1 protein-coding gene is annotated in these 950 nt (G+C 27.8%); it reads left to right on the plus strand.

Annotation, left to right across the window (positions count from 1 at the left end):
• Window positions 1-107 precede the first annotated feature (107 nt).
• Window positions 108-851 (plus strand): peptidylprolyl isomerase, encoded by a 744-nt coding sequence (locus J418_RS0105080; protein WP_017751352.1) that lies wholly within the window; start codon window positions 108-110, stop codon window positions 849-851.
• Window positions 852-950: the final 99 nt, after the last annotated feature.

The following is a 950-nucleotide window of genomic DNA, read 5'->3' on the forward strand; positions in this document are numbered from 1 at the left end:
AAGGTTTCAGATTTTATCTGAAACCTTTTTTATTATATAGAAAATTAATAAAAAATGTGACATAATTGATAATGTAAAAATTCATATTATAAAAAGGAGCTAAATTTATGGAAGATAAAGTACTTGCACTTGTAAATGGAGCTGAAATAAAAGAAAGTGATATTCAAAATACAATTAATAGATTTCCTAGTGATAAGAAGGCACAATTAAGCACAGAAAATGGTAAAAAACAATTATTAAATGAAATAATATTTTTTGAATTAGTATATAATTATGCAAAAGACACAAACATAGAAAAAGATAATTTATATTTACGAAAATTAGAGGAAGCTAAAAAAGAAATTTTAACCCAGACTGCAATAGCTAAGGCTATGGGTGGAGTTAATGTAACAGATGAGGAAGTTAAAGATTATTATGAAGCAAATAAAAATATGTATAAAACTCCAGAAATGGTAAATGCAAAACACATATTAGTTGATAATCTTGAAAAGGCTAATGAAGTTTCAAAATATATATCAGAAGGCATGTCTTTTGAAGAAGCTGCTCAAAAATATTCTAATTGCCCATCTAAGGCCCAAGGCGGTAACTTGGGGAAATTCTCTAGAGGACAAATGGTACCTGAATTTGAAAAAGCTGCTTTTAATTTAGATATAGGAGTAATTAGTGAACCTGTAAAAACTCAATTTGGATATCATCTTATAAAAGTAGAAGAAAAAATAGAACCTGATTTAAAATCCTTTGACGAAGTGAAAGATGCTATAAAAAGAGGATTGTTGCAAGAAAGACAGGCATATATGTATTCAAAGCTTGATAGTGAGCTTAGAAATAAGTACAAAGTTGAAATAAAATAATATTTATTTATGATAATTTCAGTTTTAAACATATAGGGAGATTTCTATGGTAGAAATCTCCCTTTTATTGTCCAAAAGAAAACCACCTGCTGTGCAGGT

The organism is Clostridium tyrobutyricum DSM 2637 = ATCC 25755 = JCM 11008 (genome assembly GCF_000359585.1).
Taxonomy (GTDB): domain Bacteria; phylum Bacillota; class Clostridia; order Clostridiales; family Clostridiaceae; genus Clostridium_B; species Clostridium_B tyrobutyricum.

Coding starts and splice junctions, on each gene's coding strand:
- J418_RS0105080 (WP_017751352.1), top strand. CDS start 108: ATGGAAGATAAAGTACTTGCACTTGTAAATGGAGCTGAAATAAAAGAA.